Annotated in this window: 15 protein-coding genes; 3 read left to right on the forward strand and 12 right to left on the reverse strand. The window is 67.6% G+C overall.

The features are described 5' to 3' along the window. A partial coding sequence (locus RTU05_RS13550; protein ID WP_312598891.1) for an SDR family NAD(P)-dependent oxidoreductase occupies window positions 1-775 on the forward strand: 775 nt, incomplete at its 5' end. Window positions 776-924: 149 nt separating this feature from the next. On the opposite strand, the gene RTU05_RS13555 is transcribed toward RTU05_RS13550, so the two are convergent. Further along, entirely contained in the window at window positions 925-1,536 is a 612-nt protein-coding gene (locus tag RTU05_RS13555) for a DUF1134 domain-containing protein (RefSeq protein ID WP_312598892.1), read from the reverse strand. 140 nt (window positions 1,537-1,676) lie between these two features. Further along, window positions 1,677-2,570 (reverse strand): LysR family transcriptional regulator ArgP, encoded by an 894-nt coding sequence (locus RTU05_RS13560; RefSeq protein WP_312598893.1) that lies wholly within the window; start codon window positions 2,568-2,570, stop codon window positions 1,677-1,679. Window positions 2,571-2,638: 68 nt separating this feature from the next. On the opposite strand from RTU05_RS13560, the gene RTU05_RS13565 reads away from it, so the two are divergent. Continuing rightward, on the forward strand, window positions 2,639-3,262 hold the full coding sequence (locus RTU05_RS13565) for a LysE family transporter (protein ID WP_312598894.1): 624 nt from the start codon (window positions 2,639-2,641) through the stop codon (window positions 3,260-3,262). Window positions 3,263-3,386: 124 nt separating this feature from the next. Here the strand turns inward: RTU05_RS13565 and pheT are convergent, their stop codons facing one another. Genes pheT through RTU05_RS13590 form a run of 5 tightly spaced genes read right to left on the reverse strand, consistent with a single transcriptional unit; the run spans window position 3,387 to window position 8,738 of the window. Further along, window positions 3,387-5,810, reverse strand: a complete 2,424-nt coding sequence (gene pheT, locus RTU05_RS13570) for a phenylalanine--tRNA ligase subunit beta (RefSeq protein ID WP_312598895.1) — start codon at window positions 5,808-5,810, stop codon at window positions 3,387-3,389. Then, complete coding sequence (locus RTU05_RS13575; RefSeq protein ID WP_312598896.1) at window positions 5,807-6,214, reverse strand: hypothetical protein; 408 nt, start codon at window positions 6,212-6,214, stop codon at window positions 5,807-5,809. The genes pheT and RTU05_RS13575 overlap by 4 nt, the downstream gene beginning before the upstream one ends. After that, window positions 6,211-6,624, reverse strand: a complete 414-nt coding sequence (locus tag RTU05_RS13580; protein ID WP_312598897.1) for a hypothetical protein — start codon at window positions 6,622-6,624, stop codon at window positions 6,211-6,213. Before RTU05_RS13580 ends, RTU05_RS13575 begins: the two co-directional genes overlap by 4 nt. A 12-nt stretch (window positions 6,625-6,636) precedes the next feature. Then, window positions 6,637-7,713, reverse strand: a complete 1,077-nt coding sequence (gene pheS, locus RTU05_RS13585; protein ID WP_312598898.1) for a phenylalanine--tRNA ligase subunit alpha — start codon at window positions 7,711-7,713, stop codon at window positions 6,637-6,639. A 41-nt stretch (window positions 7,714-7,754) separates the two neighbouring features. Continuing rightward, a complete protein-coding gene (locus RTU05_RS13590) occupies window positions 7,755-8,738 on the reverse strand; it encodes a polysaccharide deacetylase family protein (RefSeq protein WP_312598899.1) in 984 nt (327 codons plus the stop codon). A 172-nt stretch (window positions 8,739-8,910) separates the two neighbouring features. Here RTU05_RS13590 and RTU05_RS13595 point away from each other — a divergent pair, with 172 nt between their 5' ends. Continuing rightward, a complete protein-coding gene (locus tag RTU05_RS13595; protein ID WP_312598902.1) occupies window positions 8,911-10,509 on the forward strand; it encodes an ATP-binding protein in 1,599 nt (532 codons plus the stop codon). A gap of 218 nt (window positions 10,510-10,727) precedes the next feature. Here the strand turns inward: RTU05_RS13595 and rplT are convergent, their stop codons facing one another. The 5 genes from rplT to RTU05_RS13620 all read right to left on the reverse strand — a co-directional run. Further along, a complete protein-coding gene (gene rplT, locus RTU05_RS13600; protein ID WP_087121350.1) occupies window positions 10,728-11,081 on the reverse strand; it encodes a 50S ribosomal protein L20 in 354 nt (117 codons plus the stop codon). A 109-nt stretch (window positions 11,082-11,190) separates the two neighbouring features. After that, window positions 11,191-11,388, reverse strand: a complete 198-nt coding sequence (rpmI, locus tag RTU05_RS13605; protein ID WP_291536551.1) for a 50S ribosomal protein L35 — start codon at window positions 11,386-11,388, stop codon at window positions 11,191-11,193. Between the two features lie 165 nt (window positions 11,389-11,553). Continuing rightward, entirely contained in the window at window positions 11,554-12,858 is a 1,305-nt protein-coding gene (locus RTU05_RS13610) for an MFS transporter (RefSeq protein WP_312598900.1), read from the reverse strand. A gap of 84 nt (window positions 12,859-12,942) precedes the next feature. Continuing rightward, complete coding sequence (gene infC / locus RTU05_RS13615; protein ID WP_026108595.1) at window positions 12,943-13,464, reverse strand: translation initiation factor IF-3; 522 nt, start codon at window positions 13,462-13,464, stop codon at window positions 12,943-12,945. Window positions 13,465-13,589: 125 nt separating this feature from the next. Continuing rightward, a partial coding sequence (locus tag RTU05_RS13620) for a glycosyltransferase family 9 protein (RefSeq protein WP_312598901.1) occupies window positions 13,590-13,944 on the reverse strand: 355 nt, incomplete at its 5' end.

Consider the following 13,944-nt stretch of genomic DNA (forward strand, 5'->3'; position numbering starts at 1 on the left):
CGAACGGCGCCGGGCGCTGGAAGCCGAGGGGATCGCTGCGCTGGATCCCGGCGACGCCGCCGCCCTGAAGACCGCGCTGGAGACCGCCGGCGCCGTTGTGATCACCGCCGCGCCCGACGCCCACGGCTGTCCCGCCCTGCGCGCTTTGGGGCCGCTGGCCGGCGACGCCTGGCCCGACTGGATCGGCTATATCTCCTCCACCGCCGTCTATGGAGACCGGGCGGGCGGCTGGGTGTTCGAGGACGGCCCGCTGAACGCCGCCAATCTGGAAGGCGCGCGCCGCGTCCGGGCCGAACGGGACTGGCTGGACGGGGCGCAGGGCATGGGCCTGACCGTGCAGGTTTTCCGCCTGCCCGGCTTCTACGGCCCCGGCCGCAATGTGGTGGAGCGGTTGCGCGACGGCTCGGCCCGGCTGGTCAGAAAGTCCGGCCAGGTCTTCAACCGCATCCATATCGACGACATCGTCTCGGGCCTGTTCGCCTCGATGGCCCGTCCGCGACCGGGGGCCGCCTACAATCTGACCGACGACGCGCCCGCGCCCGCCGATGTGGTGATGGCATGGGCGGCGGACCGCATGGGCCTGCCCCGCCCGCCCGAGGTCGACTGGACCGACGACAGCGTCAGCGAGGCCATGCGCCGCTTCTATCTGGACTCCAAGCGCGTCTCCAACGCCCGGGCCAAGGCCGAACTGGGCTGGCGGCCCGCCTATCCGACCTGGCGCGAGGGTCTGGCTGAGTTGCTGGATATGCCGCCGCCGTTGCGGTTGGTCAGTTAGGACCAATCGACATTCAACCCCAAGCCGTCGTCATCCTCGGGCTTGACCCGAGGATCGGATGATCCGCCGCTCTTGCGAGAACGCGATGCACAGTCCGACCGACGCCCGGTCCTCTGGTCAGGCCCGAGGATGACGGACGGCAAGCCGGCTCAGAACGGCAGCAGGTTGCGCTGGCGGCTGTAGCTCATGGTGCCGACATTGGCGCCCAGGCGCAGGCCGACGCCGGTGCGGATGGGGGCCAGCACGATGCCGTCGGCGCGCTGATAGTTCACGCCCAGGCCCGCCACCAGATAGGCCGACCCCTCGATGCCGGGATAGCGACGATAGATCATGTCGGGGTGGTACAGGCCATAGACCAGGGTGAAGACCCGGCTGGCGTTGCCGCCCCAGTCCCAGCCCACCGAGGCGCCCTGCCAGAACACCTCCTGCGAGGCCGACAGGTCCTTCATATGCAGGGCGCCGCGTCCGTAACGCGCGCCCACGACCACGGCGCCGGAGCCTTCCTCGCCCGCGATATAGGCGGTCGGGCGGTCGCCCTGGTCGGCGAAGACGCGCTCGATGGCGCCGCCCACGACCTCGGCCGCGATGCCCAGCTCACGCGAGCCCGCCGCCACCAGTTCGTCGAAGCTGTAGGCCTGGGCCGTCTGGTCCGAGGCGATGGGATAGTTGGGATCGCGCGCCGGCGCGGTGGCGCAGGCGCCCAGGGACGACGCCCCGGCGGTGGTGGCCAGGCCGGACAGAATCAGTTGGCGACGATGCATGAGGGGCGCTCCGGAAGACGGCGAGAGGACGGCCGGCTGAGGCGCCGAACTTGACGCCACCGTCCCCGACCTTTGCGGCAGCCTTGCGGCTTCAAGGTTAACGGGGACTTACCGGACGGCAGGGTCTCGGGCCTCCTGAGTCAGATCAGCCAGTGCGAGGTCTCTTCACGCACCGCGCGGGTCAGGCCTTCGAGCGTTTGCGAGGCGATCCGCTGATGTTGCCAGAACAGGGGCACGTCCAGCGACGCCTCGGGCTTCAGCTGGATCAGGCGCCCGGACGCGGCCAGGGGCGTCGCGATCTTTTCGGGCGTCAGGGACCAGGCGACCCCGGCAAGGGTCAGGTCCAGCATCCCTTGCGTCGATGGCGCCCAGTATGTGGGCCCCGACACACCGCGACCAACGACATCCGCCGCCCACCGATCCTGCAGGTGGTCATCCTGGTCGAACCGCAGGACGGGCGCCTGGCTCAGGGCCGCCTCCGTCACGCCGTCGGCGAACCACCGCCTTGCAAAATCCGGCGAAGCCGTCGCCACGTAACGCATCCGCCCCAATGGCGCGACGCGGCATCCCGGCGCCGCTTTGCCGATCGTGGTCACCGCCGCGATGACTTCGCCCGTCCGCAGTCGCTCGGCCGTGTGGTTTTCGTCGTCCAGCACCAGCGCCAGGGTGACCGCGGCCGAGGTAGAGAAACGGGCGACGGCGGCAGGGATCCAGGTGGCCAGACTGTCCGAGTTGACGGCCAGCCTGACGGTCGGACGCGGCCCGCCGAATGCTGCGGCCCACGGCGCCCCCTCTTGCAGCAGATCATGCTCCAGCAGCGACACCTGATCGAAATGCGCCACCAGGCGTACGCCCGCGTCCGTTGGCCGACACGGCGCGGATCGGACGATCAGAGGCAGGCCGAGACGCTCCTCAAGCCCCTTGATCCGCTGCGACACCGCAGACGGCGTGACAGCCAGCCGTTCGGCGGCGGCGTCGAAGGCGCCGGTGCGGAGAACGGCCGCCAAGGCGGCAAGGGCGGAATAGTCCAACATTAGGTCGACTAATCTAGAGTAAGCAGGATTAGCTCGTCTACATCGACACCAGATGGCATTGCGCCGTCATGACCGTGTTCTTTCTTCCTCCCCTGATGAAGGGCCTGGCCATGTCGGCGGGCCTGATCGTCTCCATCGGCGCGCAGAATATGTTCGTGCTGCGCCAGGGTCTGCGACGTAAACACGTCGGCCTCATCGTCCTGTTCTGCGCGGCGTGCGATTCCGCGCTCGTATTCGCGGGCGTCTATGGCCTGGGGGCCATGTTGGCGCTTGTTCCCGGTCTGACCGTCGCCTTCAGCCTGGGAGGGGCGGCCTTTCTGCTCTGGTACGCTTTCGGGGCCTTCGGCCGCGCCTTGAGGCGCTCCAAACTCATCATCTCAGGCGCCGCGCCCCTGTCCCTCGGGGCCGCCATCGCCGCGACCGCTGGTTTCACCCTTCTGAATCCGCATGTCTATATCGACACGGTGATGCTTATGGGCGCGGTGGGATCAGCATTGCCGAAACGGGAGTGGCCGTACTTCGTGCTCGGCGCCGCGACCTTCTCCTTCATCTGGTTCGCGGCCATCGGCTTCGGCGCACGCCTTCTGACGCCCGTGTTCGCCCAACCCATCGCCTGGCGGGCGTTGGACGCCGTCACCGGCCTGATGATGACGGCCCTGGCTCTCGGTCTGTTGCTGGAGCTCCGGCCATGATCGACGGCATGATATCGAGCGCCGAACCGCGCGCTTCGATTACATCGACATGACGCCCGTCGATTGAAGTCGTCAAACGCCGAAAGCGGCTTCCGAGCCTGGCGCCTGGAAGTCGCTCTGACGATCAGGCCCGCAGCTTGCCGCCCTGCTTTTCCACCGCCGCCACGACCTTGGCGGTCAGGGCCTCGATCTCGGCGTCGGTCAGGGTGGCGTCGCGGGGTTGGAGGACGACCTCCAGGGCGACGGACTTGAAGCCGTCTTCCACGCCCTTGCCGCGATAGACGTCGAAGACGCGGACATCGGCGATCAGGGCCTTATCGGCGCCGCCGGCGGCCCGAACCAGATCGCCCGCCGGCTTGGCGTCCTCGACCACGAAGGCGAAGTCGCGGGTCAGGGGCATGAAGGCCGACAGGTCGGCGGACCCGCGCGCCTTGCCGGATTTGCCGCGCGGTTCGGGCACATTGTCCAGCACGATCTCGAAGGCGACCATGGGGCAGTCCGCATCCAGCGCCTTCAGGATGCGAGGATGCAGTTCGCCGAACTCGACCATCACATTCTTCGGACCCAGTTGCAGCCGGGCCGAACGGCCGGGGTGCCACCAGTCGCGGTTCTGGCCCTGAACCAGCTGCAGCGAGGCGACCGGCGCGCCGATCTCCTCCAGCACCGCGTTCAGATCGCCTTTCAGCGCGAACAGCGGGGTCTCGCCCGTGCCCTCCCAATGCCGGGCGGCGTGGGGGGCGATCAGGCCGGCGATGACCGTGCGCTGATCCTTGGGCCCATCGCCCAGATAGATGGGGCCGATCTCGAACAGGGCGGCGTCGGGGAAGCCGCGCGCGGCGTTGCGGGCGGCGGCCTGGATCAGGTTCGGCAGCACCGAGGGGCGCATGCAGTCCAGATCGGCGGCGATGGGGTTCTCCAGCACCAGACGGTCATCGCCGCCGCCGAACAGCACGGCGGTCGACTGTTTGGTGAAGGACCAGGTGACGGCCTCGGCGTATCCCAGCGACGCCAGGGCGCGGCGGGCGGTGCGGACGCGGGCCTGGCGCGGGTTCAGCACCCCCCCCGCCGGAACGGCGACCGGCGGCAGGGCCACGTCGGGCAGGCTGTCGAAGCCTTCGATCCGTGCGACCTCCTCGACCAGATCGGCCGGGCCTTCGACATCGCGGCGCCACGACGGCGGAGTGACCACCCACGATTCGGCCTGCCCGGCGGGGGCGGCCTGCACCAGGAAGCCCAGTTGGCCCAGGATGGTCCCGATCCGGTCGTCCGCCAGATCCATGCCCGTCAGCCGCTTCACATGGGCGGGGTCGAAGGCGAAGGGCGCGGGGTTGGCGGGCGGTTCGCCCACGAAGACGATGTCGGACGGCTCGCCGCCGCACAGGTCCAGGATCAGGCGGGTTCCCAGCTCCACCCCCGGCGTGAGCGAGACCGGGTCCACGCCGCGCGCGAACCGGTACTGGGCGTCGGAATGAATGCCCAGGGTTCGGCCCATCTGGGCGATGACCAACGGATCGAACCAGGCGCTTTCCAGGAAGACGTCGGTCGTGTCGTCGTCGCAGCCGGTCGATTCCCCGCCCATGACGCCGCCCAGGCCGATGGGCCGCTCGCCGCCCGCATCGGCGATGACGCAGTCGGCCGGCGACACCGCATAGGTCTTGCCGTCCAGGGCGATCAGATGCTCGGGCTCGCCCGTCTCGGCCGAGACCTGACCCGCGCGCACCACGATTTCGGTCCCCGACAGCTTGGCCAGGTCATAGACGTGCAGCGGCCGCGCGCGGTCGTAGGTGATCAGATTGGTCACATCGACCAGCCGGTTGATCGAGCGCAGGCCGATGGCGGTCAGACGCTTCTGCAGCCAGGCGGGCGACGGGCCGTTCTTGACGCCCCGGATCACGCGACCGGCGAAGACCGGACACATCTCGGGCGCCTCCAGCCGCACCGAGATCGGCGAGGGGAAGGCGCCGCGCACCACGGCGATGTCGAAATGCTTCAGCTTGCCCACGCTGGCGGCGGCCAGATCGCGGGCGATGCCGGTCACGCCCAGCCAGTCGGGACGGTTCGGCGTGACCTCGAAATCGATGACGGGTTCGGCGCCGAACAGGCCGGCGACCGGGGTTCCCACCGGGATTTCCGGCGGCAGTTCCTGAATGCCGTCGCTCTCGTCAGCCAGCTCCAGCTCGGACGCCGAACACAGCATCCCATTGGACACCACGCCGCGCACCGGCTTCTCGACCAGGGTCACGCCCAGGCCCGGCACATAGGCGCCGATGGGGGCGTAGATGGTGGTCAGTCCTGCCCGCGCGTTCGGCGCGCCGCAGACGATCTCCTTCATCCCGTCGACCGTCTCGACCTGACAGACCTGAAGGCGGTCGGCGTTGGGGTGACGCTCGGCCGAAACGATCCTGGCCACAGTGAAGGGCGCCAGTTTGGCGGCGGGATCGAGAACCTCCTCGACCTCCAGCCCCGCCATCGTCATGGCCTCGGCGATCTGATGAACGTCCGCCTCGGTCTCGAGGTGGTCCTTCAGCCAGGACAGGGTGAACTTCATGCCGCCGATCCTGCGTTCGGGCCCGCCACGGTCGGCACGGCCGCCAACTGTTCCAGGATGTCCTTCGCGCCGGTGAAGCCGACGTTATAGAACTCGCACCCGACAAAGGTGCAGTCATGCATGGGCACAGTGCCCAACGCCTTGTCGCCCATCGGCTGAAGCAGCAGGTTCTTCATCCCGCCGCGCGAGTCGCCGAAGTTGGTTTCCTCGAACGTCGTGCCGCCGCCGATCAGGACGATGGCCGGCCCCTGAAGCCGGCACCCGGTGAAGGTTCGTCCGACGATTGCCCCCTGTTGCTGGTGGGCGGCATAGAGGTCGTACAGATTGATGTCGACATCGACGAAATCCGTTTGCGTCAGCGACTTGGCGACGCTCATGGGGCGGGTGATCGGCAGGCGGCTCATGCCTGGGCCGCCTGGGCGCTGAGCAGGTTTTCTTCGATCTGCTTCAGCAGTTCCGGCGATCCGGTGAAGCCCACCTGGACGAAGCGGCAACGCACGAAACGGCAGTTGGACATCCCCACCACGCCCGCGATCATGTCGCCCAGGGGCTGCAGCAGCAGGGTGCGCGGGTTTCCGGCCACACCCATGTTGCAGCCGTCGAACGTCGTGCCGTTCATGACCGCCATGACGGCAGGCCCCTCGATCAGGCATTCGGTGAAGATCTTGTCCTCGATGAAGGTCTTGCCCGCATTCATGTGATGCACGGCCAGAGACGGCAGCCACACGGCCTCTTTCTCAAAGGTCGTGCGCGCCACCAGCTCGCGGCCGAACTTCTCGTCCGGCGACATCGGCGTTTCGGTTTGATCGGTCATCTTGAAACTCGTTCAGCTCAGGCCCGAGGCCGGGTTGGGGGCGGCGAAGGCGGAGAAGCCGTAGTGGGCCAGCCAGCGGGTGTCGGCCTCGAACATGGGGCGCAGGTCCGGCACGCCGTATTTCAGCATGGCCAGACGATCGACGCCCATGCCGAAGGCGAAGCCCTGGTATTCGTCGGGGTCCAGGCCGCAGTTGATCAGCACGTTGGGATGCACCATGCCGCAGCCCAGAATCTCCAGCCAGTCGTCGCCGCTGTTGAACACCAGTTTCCCGCCTGAGCGGTCGCACCGGATATCCATTTCCGCCGACGGCTCGGTGAAGGGGAAGTGGTGCGGCCGGAAGCGCGCCTGAACCGCGTCAAGTTCGAAGAAGCGGGCGATGAAGATTTCAAGCGTGGTCTTCAGATGGCCCATATTGATGCCGCGGTCGATCACCAGACCCTCGATCTGGTGGAACATGGGCGTATGGGTGGCGTCCGAATCCTTACGGAAGGTGCGGCCCGGCGCGATGATGCGGATCGGCGGCTTCTGCGACATCATGGTGCGGACCTGCACCGGGCTGGTGTGGGTGCGCAGCACCTTGCGCTCACCCGTTTCCGGGTCGGGCTTCAGGAAGAAGGTGTCGTGCATCTCCCGCGCCGGGTGTTTGGGCGGGAAGTTCAGGGCGGTGAAGTTGTGGAAGTCGTCCTCGATGTCCGGGCCTTCGGCGACCGCAAAGCCCATCTCGGCGAAGACGGCGATCATCTCGTCCATCACCTGCATGGTGGGATGGACGCCGCCCTTGCGACGCGGCCGCGCGGGCAGGGTCAGATCGATGCGCTCGGCCAGCAGCCGCGCATCCAGTTCGGCGGCCTCCAAATTCGCCTTGCGGGCCGCGATGGCCGAGGCGACCCGGTCGCGCAGGCCGTTGATGATCGGCCCCTGCTCGCGCCGCTGATCGGGGCTCAGGGCGCCCATGCCCTTCAACAGGCCGGAAACCGAGCCGGATTTGCCCAGAGCGGCGACGCGCACCTCTTCCAGGCTGGCGACGGTTTCGGCGCCGCCGATGGCGTTGATCAGTTCGAGTTCGAGTGTGGCGAGATCGGTCATTTGGGCCGTGCCTTAGCGGGCCTGAGCGATTTCGTCACCCTTCAAGGCGCGGTTTGGCCCGCCGCAATGGCCTGAAGCTCCGACGCCGGGGCCGCATTGGCCGCCGCGATCCAGGCGGGCGGCTTGGGCTCCCAGCGGATCGGACGGCCGTCGGTCTGGGTCCAGCGGTGCAGCCAGGACACGCCATTGGCCGCCACGAAGGCGTCCGCGTGGGCATAGATCGGATCGGCCAGGGCGTCCTCCAGCGGCACGAAACGATAGCCGCGCGCCAGATAGATCGCATGGATCTGCGGATAATAGGCCTGGTTCAGGCTGTTGGCGTGCAGCAGCAGGACCTGGGCCGGTTCGCGCCCGCCGGTGATCTCGGCGCTGTAAGGTTCCAGGAAGTCCAGCACCGTCGCCATGTGCGCCACATAGGCCGCGCCGATCCGCTGCTTCAGCGCCTCGTCGCCGATCTGCTCGGCCTTGCGATAGACGTCGGCGAACATCCAGTCGTTGTTGTCCAGGGTGACGGGCGCGATCGTATAGCCGCGCTGGGCCAGGCCGGCGGCGATGGCGTCGTGCTTGTCCTGGGTCTCGCCGGTGAACAGATAGGGATGGCGGAACCAGTGCAGACGCATCCCCCGCGCCTCCAGCGCCGCGCGCACGACGGGCGCCCCCGCATCGACGTCGGCCAGATAGGCGTCGGCCGTCGTGCGATGGATGTTGATGTGGCTGAAGGTGTGGTTGCCCAGGTCCAGCCCCGCATCCAGCCAGACGCTCAGCACCTGCGGCAGGAGGGCGTCACGTTCCGCGTCACACAGGCGGCCCGCATTGACGAAGGCTGTCGCATGGGTGTCCAGCGGCTTCAGCATGGCGGTGAAATCGCGGGTGATCGCCATCACCCTGTCGGGATCGCACATCGTGGCGGCGTCCGCCTGGAACGGCAGGTCGTCGAAGGTGACGGCGACGCGCCGGTCCTGCGCCATCGCCGCCTGGGTGAGAAAGAGGGCCGTCGCCAGGCCGCAGATCAGGGCGCGCATCATGGGCCAAACCTAGCGACTGAACCGGGGCGTGGGAACGCGGATTTATCCCCATGCGGCTTTTCGATCCGTCCACGGATCGACTGTCGAAAGCCCGCCGCAAAAGGTTCATGAACCGCAAAGCTGGCGTTAAATATCCGCCTCTAAGGCGATGGCGGAACAGGTGGGGACCTTGATGCCGCTGATCGGTGATTTCGTCGATTTGATTGCGCCCGTGGCGCCGTCCACCCTGGGCGCAGAGGTGTTCGAACGGTTCCAGAACGAGCCGAACACCCTGGCCCTGGCCGTGGTCGACGACCAGGGCCGTCCGTTGGGCGTCATCGAGCGCAACGCCTTCACCCTGCGGATGGCGGCCGAGTTCGGACGCGCCCTCTATGCCCGCAAGCCGGCCGAGAGCCTGATGGACCGCAATGCGCCGGTCGCCGAGGCCGCGACCAGCGCCGAAACCTTCTTCCATGCCTATGACGCGGCCGAACTGGGCGCCTTGCTGGGCGGCTTCATCGTGGTGTCGAACGGGCGCTATGTCGGGGTCGGCACGGCGCTTCAGATCGTTCAGGCGGGCGCGGCCCTGCACCGCCAGCGCGCCGAGGAGATGGGCGCCCTGGCCCGCGACCTGGCCCTGGCCGAGGCCGAGGCCGTCGCCTCCAGCCGCGCCAAGTCCGAATTCCTGGCGGTGATGAGCCACGAGATCCGCACGCCCCTGAACGGGGTGCTGGGCGTCGCCGCCCTGATGGACAAGAAGCTGGAGCAGGAGGAACTGCGCCCCTATGTCCGCACGGTGATCGATTCGGGCCAGAGCCTGCTGCGCCTGCTGACCGACGCCCTGGACATGTCGCGCGCCTCGGCCGGAATGCTGACGCTGGAGGAGGAGCCGCTGGACCTGTCGGCCGTCGCCGTCGACATCGACGCCCTGTGGCGGGCGCGGGCCGAGGAAAAGGCCCTGACGCTCAGCGTCCGCACCGACCTGGCCGTCCCCTTCGTCCAGGCCGACGGGATGCGGCTGAAGCAGTTGCTGAACAATCTGATCGGCAATGCGCTGAAATTCACCCTGACGGGCGGGGTTTCGGCCCTGATCGAAAGCCGCGCGGACGGCCAGGTCATCCTGACCGTGGACGACAGCGGACCCGGCGTGCCCGAGGCCGCCGCCGCGACCATCTTCGAGCCGTTCAACACCGGAAAGGCGGGCCGCGAGGGTGCCGGCGCGGGCCTGGGCCTGGCCATCTGCCGCCAGATCGCCGAGCGGATGGGCGGCGACATCGCGCTCGGCGCATCGCCCCAGGGCGGCGCGCGGTTCCAGGTGCGGCTGCCGCTGCGCCCGGCCATCCAGGGCCAGGCCGCCACGCTCGACATGGTCGCCCCCACCCCGCACCCCACGCTGCATGTGCTGGTGGTGGACGACAACGCCGCCAACCGTTTCGTCGCCGGAAAGCTGCTGGAGATGTTCGGCTGCACCGCCGAAATGGCCGAGAACGGGCGTGAGGCCGTCGCCGCCGTCGCCGACCGCCCGTTCGACCTGGTGCTGATGGACATCAAGATGCCGGTGATGGACGGCGTTCAGGCGACCCGCGCCATCCGCGCCCTGCCCGCCCCCGTCGGCGCCCTGCCCATCCTGGCCCTGACCGCCAACGCCGACGAGCGCGACGAGATGGACTATGTCGCCGCCGGCATGAACGGGGTGGCGCAAAAGCCGATCCAGCCCGACGCCCTGCTGAACGCCATCCGACTGGTGATGACCGCCGCCGCCGAAGCCGCCGACCTGTCCCAGGCGGCCTGAAGATCGTCATTCCGGGGCGTCCGCAGGACGAACCCGGAACCCAGGCGACCATCTCCGACGCCCAATGCGTTTAGCTGCGTGACTGCGCCTCTGACTTCCGGGTTCATCGCTCCGCTCAGCCCCGGAAAGACGGCGAGTGGCGAGACTTTGGGCCCAGACACGAAAACGCCCGCCCCGGAGACCGGAGCGGGCGTTGATCTTCGTCGCGATGACCTGGCTTAGGCCAGGGCGGCGCGCACCTTGTCGGCGACGGCCTTGAAGCCGGTCGCATCGGCGGCGATCGCAGCCAGGACCTTGCGGTCCAGTTCGATGCCGGCCTTGTTCAGGCCGTTGATGAACTGGCTGTAGGTGAAGCCTTCGATGCGGGCGGCGGCGTTGATGCGCTGGATCCACAGGGCGCGGAAGTTGCGCTTCTTGGCGCGACGGTCGCGATAGGCGTATTGCCCGGCGCGGTCGACGGCGGCCTTGGCCGTGCGGATGGTATTCTTGCGGCGGCCGGAGAAGCCCTTGGCCTGCTCCAGAACCTTCTTGTGCTTGGCGTGCGAGGTTACGCCACGTTTAACGCGAGCCATTTTTTGTTCCCTTCGGGAAGTCCCTATCGTTCGCCGCGCGGCGGCTCACTGCTTGAGGGACTGTCTGTTCAAATTCGATACGGAAGATGGTCTTTATGCAGCGCGCCGATCAGGCGTACGGCATGTAGGACTTGATCTTCTTGGCGTCGGCGTCGGCCATGACGGCGGTGCCGCGGTTCTGGCGGATGTATTTCGAGTTGTGGCTGATCAAGCGGTGACGCTTGCCCGCAACGCCGGCCTTCACCTTGCCGGTGGCCGTGAATTTGAAGCGCTTCTTGGCGCCCGACTTCGTCTTCAGTTTCGGCATTTCAGTCTCCTTTTTGGAGAGGCCGCCGCCCTTCGGACCACATGTGCCCGCCAGGTGAGGTGTCTCTCCAGAGTTTAAGAACCGCCCAGGCATGCCTGTTCGCCCGACGGTTCGGTACGCGAAGGCGCGGCTTCTACGCCAAGACGCCCCCCGACGCAAGACGAGTCAGTTCAACGGCTTGGCCGCCGCCTGCGCCCGCCGGATCGCCCGCCCGGCGTTGACCGCCATGACGGCGGCGGGGACGGTCAGCAAGGCCCCGATCAGGAAGGGCCAGTCGTGCCCCAGGCCCGAGAACAGGGCGCCGGCGATCATCGGCCCGAAGATGCGCGCCACCGAGCTGGAGGCCATGTTCAGCCCCAGCATCGCCCCCTGCCGGTCGGGCGGCGAGGCCCGGCTGATCATGGCCGAAATGTTGGGCATGGCCAGCGACATGCCGCACGCCCCCACCGCCATGACAATGGGAATGATCCAGCCCTGCACCAGGGGGATCGACACGGCCTCAAGCTCCAGCCGCATCGCCGGGAACCAGGCGACGGGCGCCAGGACCTGCAGCACCAGCGAGGTTCCGAACAGCAGCATCCCCACCGCCAGCACCCGCGATTCCCCGAACCGCCGCGCCAGTCGCCCGGCGAAGAAGCCCTGGTTCAATGTCGAGATGATGCCCACGATCATGAAGCTGAGCCCCACCTCGCGCGCGCCCCATTGATAGCGGCTCTCGGCCCACAGGCCGAACACGCTCTCCATCGCCGAAAACCCGGCCATATAGATCAGGGTCACGACCAGCACCCGCGACACCACGTCATTGTCGCGCGCGGCCTTCAGGCCCGACAGGAAGGCCGCGCGCGGCGCCGCCGGATCGGCCTTGGCCCGGCTCTCGCGCAGAAAGACAATCACGCCGACCGCGGCCAGGGCCGCCAGGGCCGCCGCCAGGAAGATCGGCAGCTGATAACCGATATGACCCAACTGCGGCTGGGTCAGCAGGCCGCCTAGCCCCGGCCCGACGATGAACCCCAGGCCGAACGCCGCCCCGATCAGCCCCATCCGCCCCGCCCTCTGCTCCGGCGGCGTCACATCGGCCACATAGCCCTGGACCGTCGAGATATTGCCGGCCCCCAGGCCGGTGAACAGCCGCACCGCGATGGCCAGCCAGATATTGGGCACGAAGGCCAGCATCAGATAACCCAGCGCATTGGCGATCAGGGTGATCAGCAGCACGGGCTTTCGCCCGATCCGATCCGACAGCCGCCCCCAGAACGGCTCGGCGAAGAACTGACCCAGCGAATAGGCCGAGAACATCAGGGTGATCTGCCACGCCTCGGCCTTCAGGCTCTGGGCGAAGAACGGCAGCAGCGGCACCACCAGCCCGAACCCGACCAGATTGATGAACACCACCGCGAACAGCACGGCCAGAGCGGGGGTCTTCAGCTTGGGCGGGGTGGTGCGCGCAGCGACCGTATCGGCGTTCGTCATTGCACTCGCTTAGCCGTTTCTCCGGCAAAGAAAAACGCCCCGGCCTTTCGACCGGGGCGTTTCGTATTCAGCGAAGGATCGCGATCAGCGCGGGGCCAGGATCATGATCATCTGGCGGCCTTCCATCTTGGGTGCGAACTCGACCTTGGCGATTTCGTCGAAGTCGGCCTGCACCTTGTTCAGCAGCTTCATGCCCAGTTCGGGGTGGGCCATTTCACGACCGCGGAAACGCAGGGTGACCTTGACCTTGTCGCCCTCGTCGAAGAAGCGGTGCATGGCCTTGGCCTTCACCTCATAGTCGTGGGTGTCGATGTTCGGACGAAGCTTGATTTCCTTCAGTTCGACGACCTTCTGGCGCTTGCGCTGCTCGGCCTTCTTCTTCTGCTCCTGGAAACGGTGCTTGCCGTAATCGAGGATCTTGGCCACCGGCGGCTCGGAGGTGGAGACGATCTCGACCAGATCCATCCCGGCTTCCTCGGCGGCTTCAAGCGCGGCGGAGGTGGGCATGACGCCTTGTTTTTCGCCGTTCTGGTCGATGAGCAGAACGCGAGGGGCGCGGATATCCTGGTTCATACGCGGCCCGTCTTTCACGGGTGGCGCTTGCATGGGACGGCGAATGGGCGTCGTTTCCTTATGTGGTCAGAAGAGGCGTGTTTTTTGATAAGCGGAAAGGCGCGGCGACCGCCACGTTTCCCGCAGGGTCGGCAATATGCGCCCGAAGCCCCGGTTTTTCAAGGCTTGGCGGGCGTCTCGGGGATATAGGCGTCGTGCAGGGCCAACACCGCCTCGAACACATGGTCGACGGTCAAATCCTCGATGGGGGCGAACTGGCCGCGCGTTTCGTTGGACGCCGCCGTGCGGGTCTTGGGTCCCCACGGCCCATACAGCCACCATTCGGTCGGACCGAACAGGCCCAGCGTCGGACGCCCCAGCGCCGCCGAGACGTGCATCAGCCCCGAATCGTTACCCACGAACAGATCGGCCCGGTCGATGGCGGCGGCCGAGGCCAGGATGTCGCCCCTGCCCACGAAGTCCACGCCTCGCGGCCCGGCGGCCTCCAGAGCGGGCGTCGCCGGCGGCCGGTCG

The sequence above is a fragment of the Brevundimonas sp. genome (genome assembly GCF_032017145.1).
Classification (GTDB): Bacteria; Pseudomonadota; Alphaproteobacteria; order Caulobacterales; family Caulobacteraceae; genus Brevundimonas.

Excerpts from the sequence above, each read along its gene's own strand:
- RTU05_RS13565 (WP_312598894.1), top strand. The coding sequence starts at position 2,639 with ATGACCGTGTTCTTTCTTCCTCCCCTGATGAAGGGCCTGGCCATGTCG.
- RTU05_RS13610 (WP_312598900.1), bottom strand. The coding sequence starts at position 12,858 with ATGACGAACGCCGATACGGTCGCTGCGCGCACCACCCCGCCCAAGCTG.
- rpmI (WP_291536551.1), bottom strand. The coding sequence starts at position 11,388 with ATGCCGAAACTGAAGACGAAGTCGGGCGCCAAGAAGCGCTTCAAATTC.
- RTU05_RS13580 (WP_312598897.1), bottom strand. The coding sequence starts at position 6,624 with ATGACCGATCAAACCGAAACGCCGATGTCGCCGGACGAGAAGTTCGGC.
- infC (WP_026108595.1), bottom strand. The coding sequence starts at position 13,464 with ATGCAAGCGCCACCCGTGAAAGACGGGCCGCGTATGAACCAGGATATC.
- RTU05_RS13595 (WP_312598902.1), top strand. The coding sequence starts at position 8,911 with ATGCCGCTGATCGGTGATTTCGTCGATTTGATTGCGCCCGTGGCGCCG.
- RTU05_RS13560 (WP_312598893.1), bottom strand. The coding sequence starts at position 2,570 with ATGTTGGACTATTCCGCCCTTGCCGCCTTGGCGGCCGTTCTCCGCACC.
- RTU05_RS13590 (WP_312598899.1), bottom strand. The coding sequence starts at position 8,738 with ATGATGCGCGCCCTGATCTGCGGCCTGGCGACGGCCCTCTTTCTCACC.
- RTU05_RS13575 (WP_312598896.1), bottom strand. The coding sequence starts at position 6,214 with ATGAGCCGCCTGCCGATCACCCGCCCCATGAGCGTCGCCAAGTCGCTG.
- pheT (WP_312598895.1), bottom strand. The coding sequence starts at position 5,810 with ATGAAGTTCACCCTGTCCTGGCTGAAGGACCACCTCGAGACCGAGGCG.
- pheS (WP_312598898.1), bottom strand. The coding sequence starts at position 7,713 with ATGACCGATCTCGCCACACTCGAACTCGAACTGATCAACGCCATCGGC.
- RTU05_RS13555 (WP_312598892.1), bottom strand. The coding sequence starts at position 1,536 with ATGCATCGTCGCCAACTGATTCTGTCCGGCCTGGCCACCACCGCCGGG.
- rplT (WP_087121350.1), bottom strand. The coding sequence starts at position 11,081 with ATGGCTCGCGTTAAACGTGGCGTAACCTCGCACGCCAAGCACAAGAAG.